This is a genomic window from Niastella sp. sgz303648 (genome assembly GCF_059587045.1).
In genome coordinates this window covers 238,625-251,080 of sequence record NZ_JCAPSW010000012.1, presented here as the reverse complement: position 1 = coordinate 251,080, position 12,456 = coordinate 238,625, and the positions used below count along the sequence as shown (strand labels likewise).

Below are 12,456 nucleotides of genomic sequence, written 5' to 3'. Positions count from 1 at the left end.
ACTTAGTACCTAAATATGTAAAGTGATTTCAGGACGAGACAACTGAAAAAGCAATAGGTATACTTTGGGTAAACGTTGGGTATAATGGGTAAAGCAATAGGTGTTAGCCAGGTAGAGGTATGTCTTATACTAACAGAAAGCCATGAACGGCCGGCATACGGGAATGGTATGGAGCAACCAGGGAGCTACTAAGGAGTAACCAGGGAGTATCCCGGGAGTAACATCCCTATAAGTTCCCTATAAGTCCTCTATAAGATCCCTATAAGTTCTCTACAACTTCTCCATAACTCTGCTATAAGTCTGCTTTCAGAAGATTTGCTAACTTACATTGCATTTGGTAAATGTGCATGTAATTTAGTAATTTCAGTATCTGCTATAATCGGGTAATGCTCTGGTTTATAATAAATATGCCTGTTGGTAGCCGGGCGATATTTTATCATGTCGTCAAAACACAAACCGAAAACACCCTGCCCTGATCCTGAAAAATACATATTGGTAAACACAAAAGAGGGAGCCTTCTGGCGCCGTAAACGGGGAACGGTAACCCGTGCTGCACTGAATACAGCTTTTGCGAAAAATGTAAGTAACTCGAAAGTGGCCAGTCCGGCTGCGAAAAGAATCGTGCAGAGGCTGCGACCTTTTTTACGAGGCCTCGACACCGGCCGGTTAACAGCTCGCCTGGCCGGCGCCTTAATAAAAGCCATCAATCAAAATGGCCAGCCCGATTTTTCATTTCTGCATAAATTTGAGGTACAACTACGTCCCCCACTCGATAGCCTGTTAAAAGAACAAATTCACATCACACAGCAAGGCGACGAATTAACAATAACCATTGCAATTAATGAATATACAATGCAGCTGCCGAAAAAAAGTATTGCCACCGATTACTATTTTGAAGGCGTATTGTTATATGGCGATGTAACAAAAGATAACGGTTTGCGTATCGACAGCGATATGTCGCCATTGTACCCGTATAAAGATACCGGCAAACATACGTGGACACTTACTTTTCAACTTCCCCCCAATGCCGTTCCGTGGATGGTGTTATTAAAAGTCAATAGCCAGGAAGGGAACGAGCTGGCGGTTCATAACCGGCATTATGGGATGCGGGTGGTGGCGGTGGGGGGAGAAATTCCGGGAAAGGAATTAAGTATTAGAGTTTGATTTTCATTTTATTGACTAAGGTCAATAAGCGTTTTTCTTAATGGCAAAACTGTCTTCTGCTGTATGTAATGAAGAAAAATTTAGATACTTTCCTTGCATAATGAAAATAACTGCGTATGAATTTTAATCACAAAAATCTTTTAGAGTTGTTTGATAGCTCACAAAAATCATTTATTATTCCTGTTTACCAAAGAGCTTATTCGTGGGAAAAGAAAGAATGGAAAACCTTTTTAGAAGACATAGTAGAACAGGTAAATGGTAAAAATAATTACTTTTTTGGCAATGTTCTTTTAGAAACAATAAAAAAAGGCGTTCAATATGAAATTATAGATGGTCAACAGCGACTAACTACTCTCACCATTTTCATGCGATCTTTATTTACAGTCTTAAAACAAAGACAAGAAAATGGAGAAGAAGTAAAAGTAAGTATTGAAGAAAAGGAAAAAATATTCCTTAAAGACGGCGGAAACAAAAAGTTGAGGCCAGTAACATACGACATGGCTTGTTATGATGCTTTGATAATGGAGGGGAAAGATAACTTTGAAATATCCTCTTTGTCTCAGAAGAGAATTAAAAATGCAAGAACTTATTTTATTGAAGAAATGCAAGAGTTGCCAAGTGGTATATTGATTGATATTTTAGATAAACTTGAGAGCACAGAAATTACGAGTATTGAATTGGTAGGAAAGAAGGATGCTGCTTTAATGTTTGAATTGCAAAATAACAGAGGAAAAGACTTAACGAATATGGAGCGATTGAAGTCTTATTTTATGTATCAAATGTATGTTTATAGTGATGAAAAGGAAACTGAATCAAATATTGAGTATGTATCAAATGTATTTAAACAAATTTATGCACTAATAAATGATATAAAAGATCTAAACGAGGATAGTATTCTTAATTATCATTGCTATGCTTATACGCGCAAAGGATACAATTATCGTTCACTTGATGATATAAAAGAAGAGTTTAAAATAGCAGAAGGAAAGATTCAATGGATAAATGACTTTATTGATGAATTACATACTACATTTTCGAATATTAAGAAATTGGAGTTGTCCGAAGATCCATATTTACTGCGGTTACAGGAATTAAACATTCCCATATTTGTATATGCTTTTTTAATAAAAGGATACAAATATTTTGGCGATGATGAGAATAAACTTTCGAAATTGTTTCATATAATGGAAATTCTGGTATTTCGCTATAACTTAATGAATAGCAGAGCGGATATTATCGGCCGTTTGAATGAAATTCTTTCAGACTTTTCGGGAAATATAAACGCTTTGCGTGATTCCCTTAAAAACAAATTGAATGAAACCTGGTATTGGGGTGATGATCGCACTGAAAATTGTTTTGACGAATGGATGTTTGAAAATGGGGTACTAAATTACTTGCTGTGGCAATATGAAAGGAGTATCCAAAATAAGGGATACGTTATGGGGAAGATGAAATTAAAGAATGAGCAAATTGAGCATATTTCGCCGCAGACGCCACCTGATGGAGAAACTATCGCTTCCGGCTATGAAATTGATAGCAATAAGCAATATTCAGAAGATTTCAAGAGGGATTATCTTAATTGTTTAGGCAACCTGATGCTTATTTCAGGTTCGCATAATGCTTCCATTGGCAATAAACCTTTTAAAGAAAAACTATCTTCTTATAATAAGAACCCGTTGTTGAATCAACAGGGTGAAATAAGGAATTTTGCCAGCGGTACACAAAATGATCCAATATGGGATTCAGAGGCTATTGATAAAAGGCATAAAGCAATCAAGGAGTTTGCAGTAAGAACCTGGAGTTTCGATAATATTTAACAGGAGGACCACGATTTAAATAGGAGGTTCGGAATAGGATATTATTATGAATAAATTACAAGGCTATTACAATTTAATTTTACTATTTGGTAGCCTTGTAATTTTACGTAAGTTTTTAAGTATTTCAATGGCTGCTCTTGCATTAAAATCATGCTTTAAACTCTTCAAAAAATCCCAAATCAATATCATAAACTGTTTTGGGTTTAAGGCCCAGCCCAAATTTTTCGAAAAGTTCTACCAGTTTATCGCCATCTACCAATTCTATAGGGGGAACGCCGTCCCTGATAGCTTCGTTTCTGGCTTCTTTTGTAAATCTACCAGTTGTTATGATAATCCCTTTATCAGCCCTTCCCTGCATAGCTCCTCTAAAATCCCGTACCTGCGAAGGGCTAACAGTTTCCTTATATCGCTTGCATTGAAACAATACTTTAAAGCTTACCAAATCATTTATTTCAAGCAGGCCAATGCCATCAATGCCATTATCACCCGACCGACCTGTTACATGAACATGCTGAAAACCACATTCAGTTAAAAGTCGTTTGCAAATTCTTTCAAATCCGGATGGTTTAAGCTTTTGAATAATTTCAAGCAATTTATGTGTATGCTCTTCTTCATAGGTAGACACTTCTTCTTCATTGTTTTTTGATCCCTGTTTTTCTTCCTTCATCGCAAAAGTTGAATGAACGGTTTTAAACAATTCATATATGTCTTTTTCTGAAAGGCTACCCGGGGCACTTAAGCCTTTTTCCGTGAGCTTCCATGTTCCTCTGGTGGTAGAATCAATATAACCGGCTTTGTTTAGATACATCTTTGCCCATTGTATCCTGTTCTTAACGCGTGACTGTCCGCTTGAAATTGTTTTTTCTACCTCCGATTCAGAAATATTCATTCGCTCAATTACACGGTCTATTACTTCCGAGGCAATGCCAGCACCACCCATTTCCTTTAGTGTTTCAAGAATAGGGTTTATATATTCAAGGAATTGTGGCCCTTTCATAATATGTCTTTGTTTTATTAAAATAATATATTAGTCCAATAAATTTACCATCTGTAACCGATCTTTCCTTTTCTCCCAATCCTCTATATACCTGGTCAGCATTTTGTAAAATTGTGGCCCATGATTTAAATATTTCAAATGACACAACTCATGCACCAACACATAATCAATACACTGTACGGATGCCTGTATTAATGATAGGTTAAGAATGATATTTCCATTTTCAGAACAACTGCCCCATCGCTTCTCCAACCGGCGAACAAACAAATTATTCAGTACAATCTTTTCCCGTTTCAGAATATAATTATACCGTTCAAGTTGTTCAGCAAATACGAGCTTTGCCTGATGCCGGTACCATTTCATCAGCAACATGGCAATATGCTCTTCATCTGATTTTTTATGTACGGTAACTTTTAAATATTTTCCATGAAGATTTACTTCTTCTTTTAAGCCTTCCAACACTTTCAACCGGTACTTTCTACCCTTATAATAAAACGTTTCGCCACTTACATATTCCAGATTCCTTCGTGTTAATTTATCTTCATACGATTCAAATTTTCTTATCTGTTTGCTTATCCATCCGGCTCTGTTTCCAATCTTCTCCAATATTTTCTCCTTACTTGCGCCAAACGGAGCAGTAATGGTTACCTGTTTATTGGGAAACACAACTATGCCCAGCGTTTTGCGGTTGCTGTATTTAAGCTGAAACGCAATTCGGGTAGTGCCGTATTCAATATGTAAACCATCGCTTTGCCGCATTAATATACATTTTTAGCAACGTTTATACATTTCGCAAGTATATCGTCTAATAATTCGTAGGATAATGAAATACCCCATTCTTGTGATTCACGAAGCAAATAATCCTCTATATCATTCACCATTTTATTTTTCACATCATCGTTTCGTTTCCAATCCCTGATCACCAGTGATGAAATTATGCTGGCTATATCTACACCGGCACGCGCCAAAGCTTTGTTAAGCTTAGTGCCAATCTTATTACCTGCTTTATCGATTTCTGTTTGAAGAATACCATAAAATGCCCTTGCCTCTGGCTTGCCCTGTACTTCGGCAGGTATTCCCTCGGGGCTTCCTTTCACCATTTCTTCACGTATGTGTAATTGTTTGGCAAGGTATTGCGCTTCGTTAATTCGCTTTTGCATAAAATCCTGAATAGTTTTGTCTATCATATCCGAAAACCGCTTATAGTACACAGGGTCCTCATCCATTTTCTCTGTTGATGCTTTTTTCGTAGCGTAAGCTATGGCATCGGCCTTTGAGGCTACTGAGCCGGTAATACGCTCTACTTCTTTTTTAAATAACTCTTCATTGAAAATATTAATGGGTTCGGTAATCTGGTCCATGCCCTGGGCGCCTATATAGGTATCCAATAATTTTTGGATCCGTTTTTCATACTCCTTATAGTCTATTTTTTCGGCATATCGTTGCTGCAAAGAGTTTTTGAGATTGTTGTAAAATTTAAATTCGCTGATAAAAAATTGTATCCTTTCTTCTGAAAAAATTCTGTATAATTGATCAGCAGCTGATAGTGCTGTTTGCAGGTTGCGTGCGAATGCTGTTAACTTTTCCCGGAAAACATCACGTATATCCTTTGGTGCCAGATGGCGTTCCAGAGCTTCCTTGTCTTCTTTCTTTTTAACTCCTTTGAATACATCAATCAGGTCGGCATGCCGTTGCGGAAGTTTTTTGATTTCCTCTGCTACGCTTATTAAACTCCCTTCAAGATCTTCTTCGTCAAATTCGCTGAGTGCGGCGTAATGGGTTAACGCTTCATCCAGTTTGCCCAAAATGCCGATATAATCAATAATGTATCCAAAATCTTTACCCTCGTACAAGCGGTTTACCCTTGCAATGGCCTGCAGCAGGTTGTGTTCTGCCAAAGGTTTTGCGAGGTACATAATGGTACAATTGGGTGCATCAAAGCCGGTGAGTAATTTGCCTACCACTATCAACAGTTCCACGTCATCGCCTTCCGATTTGAATTTTTCAATCGTTATCCGTTCATATTCGCCCATGCCTCCCCGGTATTCTTTTGATGTTTTATCCCACCATTTCTGTACTTCTGTTGTAGGTTCTTCATCTACTTCTTCGTTATCTTCCCTCGTATCGGGCGATGAAATAATAACACGGGCGTTTAATTGCAGTTTGTGGTTTATCTGATTTTCAAAATAGCGAAGATATTTTATGGCTGTTTCCCGCAACGGAACTGCCAGCATGGCCTTAAAGCCTTTACCCTTCCAGTTTTCACAATAGTGCCTGCATACATCGTAAGCAATCTCTTCCACCACCTGCTGGCTTTTATATATCTGTGTAATGGAGGCGAATTTCTTTTTAAAGTTTTTGGTTTGGTATTCAGGTAAAGATTCGCTCACGCGGCTAAATTCTTTGTCTAACACCTCTTTGTTTACTGATAGAATGGCCGAACGACCTTCATACAGTAAAGGAACCACCGCTTTGTCGCGCACTGCCTGTTCAATGGGGTAAGTGGGAAGAATAAAACCGCCGAATTTCCTTGCTGTTGATTTTTCATTATGGGTGAGTGGTGTACCGGTAAAGCCGATATAACAGGCTTTCGGTAAAATCTTTCGCATTTTAGCATGCATGCTTCCGTATTGGCTGCGATGGCTTTCATCAACCAGCACAAAAATATTTTCCGAATCATTTTGAAAATCACGGCGGCTTAAAGCGGAGTCGAATTTATCAATGATGGTGGTGATCACTTCTACTCCATTATCGGCTATCAGTTCGGCCAGGTGAGCGCCGCTTTTAGCCTGCACCGGATGCTTTTGGCAGGCTTCAAAGGTTTTGGTGATTTGATTGTCGAGGTCTATACGGTCAGTAACGATGATTACCCTTGGGTTTTTAATGTCTTTATCGAGCGAAAGGCACTTAGCCAGCATTACCATGGTAAGGCTTTTACCACTGCCCTGTGTATGCCAAACAACACCACCTTTGCGTTGACCTTCGCTATTTAATTCTTTTACCCTTTGCAGCGCATTTTGTACGGCAAAATATTGCTGGTAGCGACATATCTTTTTTTCGTTGGCATCATATATAACAAATTTATACACCAGCTCGATCAGCCGATCTCTGCGGCAAAGGCAATACAACAATTTATCCTGTAAGGTAGGGAGCCTGTCTTCAGCGCCTTCTTTGGAACCTGATGCCGACTTTTTAATAATCGATTGCACCTTGTCTTCTACATTTGTTTGTTCTTCCCATACCGACCAGAATTTTGCAGATGTATTAATCGTTGCATATTTCACCTCATTGGGATGAACAGCCAGTAAAAGCTGGGCGTAATGAAATAATTTCGGTATCCCTTTTTCTTTGTTCTGGTTTCTTATGTGTTGTGAAATAGCCTCGTCAATAGATTGATTCTTATCCCTACGCTTGTTTTCTATCACTGCAAAGGGTATCCCATTAATGAACAGCACCAAATCGGGCCGGCGGGTATCGTTAATGCCTTCAACTACAAACTCGTCAGCAACATGATACACATTGTTCTTTGGATTTTCCCAATCAATGTATTTAATGGTAAAGCTTTTTCTATCACCCTGAATCGTTTCTTCAAAGCTTTTACCGAGGGTGAGCAGGTCATACACTTTTTCACTGGTGCGCACCAAACCCTCATCGGGTATATTCTTCAGCGCATGAATAGCAGCATGAATATTGCCTTCGGAGAATTTATAGGTATTATTTTTATAAGTAAAGGAATTAAGCGTTTTCAGTTGCCCCTCCAGTATGTCTTCCAGTAAAACATTACTTCGTATGCCGCCCCGCTGATGCAGGGCCTCTTCTTTGACAATATGGTGCCAGCCCATTTTACGCAGCAGGAGCAGGGCGGGATGTTGTGAGTCGTTTATTTCAGTATAACTCATACTTTAGCTTTTCTTTGTTGTGTGAGTTTTCATAGTATCGCTTTGCCGTTCTCAGCTTTAGTTTTTTAACATAGGATAGAGATTAGAACCATTTTGTTGATTTCAACATCATGGTTAGATGGCTACTCTTTTTTTGCCAGTGAGGAGTTGTTGCATGAGGCCTTGCTTTTGCTCCTTATAGAATGTTAGTTGTAATTCCAGATAATTTAATTCATGATTTATCAGCATAAGGATATTGGCAATGCATTTTTGTTCATTTAATTCAGGTAGGTAAATTTCCTTTGAATAAATTGGTTGTTGCGAAATTAGTGGTTGACCGCCTTTGTTTCTGAGCTCAGACAAATTCGCATTAATTAAGCAATAAGTTAAATAATCAATATTTACAGGTTTTAAGAAGTTCGTTGTATATAAAGCATTGTCTGTTATCCAATATTTGCCCTCTACTTTTCTTGTAGTTCCACAATATTCTCCAACCCTTCCAATAATTATTCGTTCTCCTTCTTCATTAAACTCATTTGAATAGGCCATTACTCCGTTACCTCCATAGACAGGATAACAATACTTTTCGCTTTTAATACTGCTTACTCCCTTTGGCTTTGTTTCACCACTTGATAATTTAAAAAGTTCAATCAGTGTCATTTTTTGCCATTCGTTTTTAAATCCTGGCAATCTTTTTTTACCGTTAAGCAGTTGCTGCATTAAGCCTTTTTTGAGTAGTTGTTTGGCGGCTATTAATTGGGTGAGGGTTTCGATAGATTTGTCCCAAGTGGAAAGAATTTTTGAAATTTCCTTTTGTTCATTAAGTGATGGTAAAGGAACTATAAAAGATCTTATTTGATCATAATTTAACCCTTGCCTATTTCCCCCAGCTTGAAAACTTGCTATTAGATTTTGACCTTTTGTTGAAATCAGATAGGCGTTTAGAAACTTTGGAAATAAATTCTCTTTTTTAGTGCGTATTATGCAAACATGTTGATTTACATTTCCTCCAAGAATTCGTTTATCAGCAACAGCGCTTCTGCCTATAGACGCTCCTGTTATATTTAAAAAAACGTCATCGACTTTAATTTCAGTTGAATCAAACGTTTTATGTGTTTCATCGTCAATAAACGCTATGTCTGAAAGGATTAATTCTCCCCAGCCGACGTTTTGGCTTCTTACAAAAGGTCGGCCATTTTTTATATAGACCTTTTCCCCGCCTTTTGGAGTAATTCCGCTGCCGACTTTTTCCGTTAAAACACCTAATTTCTTAACCTCCCAATCCTCCGGAATCCATCCCAACTCTGTATGTTTATATCCTTTCATATTTTTATTTTCCTTTGTTTTTTTGATCCAGTTTTTTTATTTCCGCGTCAAAATCAGATTCATATTCTTTATCCTGCACTACCCGGTATTTTTCAAACTCAGTTTCTGCTAATTTGTGAGCAACTGTGGCACTAACTTTTCCTGCATCCTTTAATACAGCGTATTCATTGAACTGTAAAAATGCATCCAACCGTTCTACCCAGTCTTTCATGGTCATCAATTTTTGACGGGCTGCCATATTCTCTGCAAAATCCAGATACATGGTTGCTATCCGATTAAGAGCAGTAAGCTCCTGTTCGGATAAGTAATTTTTAGCTACTGTTACATCGGTTTTCAGGATCTTGCCTTTTGGTGAGTTTTTCCAGGTAGTAAGACCCATATTTGGTTTGGATGCATTAGCTCTTTCGGCAATCAGTTCTGCTGCCGTATGGCCGGTAATAGCCCAGTGCATTTTGTTCTGTACCGTTTTATAAAACACTTGTGTAATCTCAGCTTTTGGGTCATAATCTGCACTACATTGTGCATATATATCAGTTATCTTCTGGTAAAAGCGGCGTTCGCTGGCGCGGATTTCGCGTATACGCTCCAGCAGTTCTTCAAAGTAATCCTTGTCAAACTTTTTACCTTGTTTCAGGCGCTCATCATCCAGTACAAATCCTTTTATAATATATTCACGCAAGGTTTTAGTGGCCCAGATGCGGAAGCGGGTGGCTTCGTGAGAGTTGACACGATAACCGACTGCAATAATGGCATCCAGATTATAAAAATCAACTTCTCTTTCTACCTGTCGGCTTCCTTCCTGCTGAACTATTCGAATTTTTCGAATAGTTGCCTTTTCTTCCAACTCATTGGTTTTGAATATCTCTTTTAAGTGATAGTTTATCGTTTGGACTTCTACACCAAACAATTCAGCCATTTTCTTTTGCGAAAGCCAAAATGTTTCCTGCTCGAAAAAGACTTCGATATGGGTTTTGCCTTCAGGGGCGGTATATAAAAGTATTTCGAATGTTTGCATGGCAATAACATTTACGTGGTATTATTTAAACCCCAATTCTTTAAGATACTTATTCATGTCTGCCTTTGCTTTCACCAGTTCATCATCTAACTCCTCAATACGCTTTTGTACTGCTGGTATATCTATTTCCTCGTCTTTTTCAAACGTATCTACATAGCGGGGTATATTCAGATTGAACTCGTTCTTTTCTATTTCTTCAAAGCCGGCACGATGGGCATATTTTTCTCTTTCGCCACCGCCTTGAAAAAATTCTTTATAGGTTTCTACAATGCGGCTGATATGCTGCTCACGGATCTTGTTTTGCTTTTTACCGCTTTCAAAGTCTTTGCTGGCATCTATGAACAATACATCTTTTGTTTTCTTTCCCTTATTGAACAAAAGAATAGCGGCCGGTATACCGGTGCCAAAAAACAGGTTGGCTGGCAAACCAATCACCGCCTCTAATAAGTTTTCCCGTACAAGGCTTTCGCGAATCTGCCTTTCGCTGCTGCCACGAAATAACACACCATGCGGTACAATAACACCCACTTTTCCCGAGCCTTCTACTGCCGTGTCTATCATATGCAACACAAAAGCATAATCGCCTTTTGTTTTTGGTGGCACACCCCGCAAAAAACGTTTATAGGTATCGTGCGCTGCCCGTTCAGCGCCCCATTTATCCAGTGAAAAAGGAGGATTGGCTACTACAATATCAAATTTCATCAGGTGATCGCCTTCTATCAGCAATGGCTGGTTAATGGTGTCGCCCCATTCAATATGCGCTGCATCCATCCCGTGCAAAAACATGTTCATCTTTGCCAGGGCCCAGGTGCTGCCGTTGCTGTCCTGCCCAAACAAGCTGCAATCTCTTAAATGGGTGCCGGCTTTAAAGGGAACCTGTTCTGCCACTGTAATTAATAAGGAGCCTGAACCGCAGGTAGGATCACAAATACGATCACCTGCTTTAGGCATCATCAGCCGGGCCAGTAATATGCTTATTTCGTGGGGTGTATAAAACTCTCCGCCTTTTTTACCGGCGCCGCTGGCAAAACGCTCGATCAAATACATGTAGGCATTTCCGATAATATCTTCGGTGCCTATTACCGAGGGACGGAAATTCAACTGTGGTTTATCAAAATCATCTATCAGGTTTTTCAGGCGGCGGTTACGGTCTTTGGTATTACCCAGCCGGTCTGAGTTAAAATCAATGTCTTTAAAAACACCTTCCATCTTGCTCTTATTCTCATCTTCTATTTTCTCCGTGATCTTATTGATCAATGAACCCAGGTCGGCATCATGCTTATTTTCAACTATATAATCAAACGTGCAATTGTCGGGCAACACAAAGCGTTCCCGGTTCATTTTACGGCGTATCAGTTCATCATTATCGCCAATCTGCTTCTTATATTCTTCATACTTATCCTTCCATACATCACTCAGGTATTTAAGAAACATGAAGTTGAGGATGTAATTCTTATAATCACTGCTATCTAACGTTCCCCTGAAGGAATCGCAGGCAGCCCATAGCGCTGCATTAATTTCGTCCTGTGTTGGTTTGCGGCTCATTATTATTGTTACTTAAGTTGGTTATTTAATGTATGATCTACCAGTAGCCGGATATTAAGCTCGTATTCGGCTACAAGGCTTTTATATAATTCGTATTGCTTTACCAATTTCATCATTATTTGCTGTTTTTCCAAAGCAGGTATGGGAACAGTTAACTCATCTATTGCCTTTTTAGAAAGGTTCAACGTAGTGGTGCCGGCGCGGTGCATGTTAAAATATTCCTGCGCTTCTGTGCTATTTATATACCAGTGTAAAAATTCAGGCATTAAATTATCGGTATGTAAACGGATTATTGTAAACGCCGACACAGCTATGGCAGGCGCATACTGCGCTTCATACAGCATGGCTTTGTTATTGGACCCTTTGGAAACAAGTATTATATCTCCGTTATTAAGTATTTGGTGCTTCGGAATATCGTTCAATGAAGTTCGATAGGGAGGAAGTTTGATGCTTACATCCGTTGAGAGAGACAGGTCTTTCAATTGGATAACCGTGCATTTACCATCCGGGTCGTGTTGCACTTTTTCCCGAAGGGTATGCCCTGTGAATACATCTGCTATTTCAGATATTTTATATCGCATAATTACTATACAGACAAATATAATTACTTTCTGAAGTTTGAGCAAAGATTTTTAAAAATAAATTTGCATAATGCTTATACAGATATGATATATTAAGGCGTATCGGAAAAGATAAATCGACAAATAATTGATT

At 38.7% G+C, this 12,456-nt stretch carries 9 protein-coding genes; 2 read left to right on the top strand and 7 right to left on the bottom strand.

The features are described from left to right. Positions 1 to 438: 438 nt before the first annotated feature. Together AC59IL_RS29090 and AC59IL_RS29085 are read left to right on the top strand one after the other, a co-directional pair. Entirely contained in the window at positions 439 to 1,164 is a 726-nt protein-coding gene (locus AC59IL_RS29090; RefSeq protein ID WP_496555749.1) for a hypothetical protein, read from the top strand. 116 nt (positions 1,165 to 1,280) lie between these two features. After that, positions 1,281 to 2,981: a DUF262 domain-containing protein gene (locus AC59IL_RS29085; protein WP_496555748.1), complete on the top strand. Its 1,701-nt coding sequence runs from the start codon at positions 1,281 to 1,283 to the stop codon at positions 2,979 to 2,981. 148 nt (positions 2,982 to 3,129) lie between these two features. Here AC59IL_RS29085 and AC59IL_RS29080 read toward each other — a convergent pair whose 3' ends face one another. The 7 genes from AC59IL_RS29080 to AC59IL_RS29050 all read right to left on the bottom strand — a co-directional run bounded on the left by AC59IL_RS29080 (position 3,130) and on the right by AC59IL_RS29050 (position 12,323). Next, entirely contained in the window at positions 3,130 to 3,978 is an 849-nt protein-coding gene (locus tag AC59IL_RS29080) for a restriction endonuclease (RefSeq protein ID WP_496555747.1), read from the bottom strand. 30 nt (positions 3,979 to 4,008) lie between these two features. Next, the gene (locus tag AC59IL_RS29075; protein WP_496555746.1) at positions 4,009 to 4,737 is read right to left on the bottom strand and encodes a M48 family metallopeptidase; all 729 of its coding nucleotides are present in this window, start codon (positions 4,735 to 4,737) and stop codon (positions 4,009 to 4,011) included. Continuing rightward, a complete protein-coding gene (locus tag AC59IL_RS29070; RefSeq protein ID WP_496555745.1) occupies positions 4,737 to 7,877 on the bottom strand; it encodes a type I restriction endonuclease subunit R in 3,141 nt (1,046 codons plus the stop codon). Before AC59IL_RS29070 ends, AC59IL_RS29075 begins: the two co-directional genes overlap by 1 nt. A gap of 114 nt (positions 7,878 to 7,991) precedes the next feature. Continuing rightward, positions 7,992 to 9,182 (bottom strand): restriction endonuclease subunit S, encoded by a 1,191-nt coding sequence (locus AC59IL_RS29065; RefSeq protein ID WP_496555744.1) that lies wholly within the window; start codon positions 9,180 to 9,182, stop codon positions 7,992 to 7,994. Between the two features lie 4 nt (positions 9,183 to 9,186). Further along, on the bottom strand, positions 9,187 to 10,197 hold the full coding sequence (locus AC59IL_RS29060) for a virulence RhuM family protein (protein ID WP_496555743.1): 1,011 nt from the start codon (positions 10,195 to 10,197) through the stop codon (positions 9,187 to 9,189). A 21-nt stretch (positions 10,198 to 10,218) separates the two neighbouring features. Then, positions 10,219 to 11,742 (bottom strand): type I restriction-modification system subunit M, encoded by a 1,524-nt coding sequence (locus AC59IL_RS29055; protein WP_496555742.1) that lies wholly within the window; start codon positions 11,740 to 11,742, stop codon positions 10,219 to 10,221. Between the two features lie 8 nt (positions 11,743 to 11,750). Beyond that, entirely contained in the window at positions 11,751 to 12,323 is a 573-nt protein-coding gene (locus tag AC59IL_RS29050; RefSeq protein WP_496555741.1) for a restriction endonuclease subunit S, read from the bottom strand. Positions 12,324 to 12,456 lie beyond the last annotated feature (133 nt).